Raw genomic sequence first — 346 nt, 5'->3', positions numbered from 1 at the left:
GTTCGAGACCGCGGTCGCGGTTCCCGCGACCACGGCGGTGCGGGCTACGCCGCGGAGAAGTCCTGGCATGGTGGTCCTTCGATGTCTCTCCCGCCCGCCCGGGGACGGCGGCGGGGTGTGGTCGGCTGTCGGTGGGTGTCCGGTGCGCTCAGGAGGCGGCCTCGGCCGCTTCCAGCGAGGCGAGGATCGCCTGGACGGGGATGCGTCCCGAGGCGACCAGCTGCCCCCCGCCGCGGCGCAGTGCGGCGGCGAGCGGCGCCGCCCAGACGTTCTCGTAGACCAGCAGTCCGGCGGAGCTGCCGGGCTCGATGGCGTTGGCGGCCTCCTCCAGGTCGTCCTGGCCCAG

General features: G+C 75.1%; 2 pseudogenes. Both read right to left on the bottom strand.

From position 1 onward, the window contains the following. A pseudogene (locus tag VR44_RS47905) lies at positions 1-69 on the bottom strand (SHOCT domain-containing protein); the annotation flags it as partial. 79 nt (positions 70-148) lie between these two features. After that, positions 149-346 (bottom strand): annotated as a pseudogene (locus VR44_RS34955) (DUF6325 family protein); the annotation flags it as partial.

It is taken from the genome of Streptomyces katrae, from assembly GCF_000966975.1.
Taxonomy (GTDB): domain Bacteria; phylum Actinomycetota; class Actinomycetes; order Streptomycetales; family Streptomycetaceae; genus Streptomyces; species Streptomyces katrae.
Note: the sequence above shows the minus strand (reverse complement) of the source record. Positions and strands in the feature narration are given on the sequence as shown.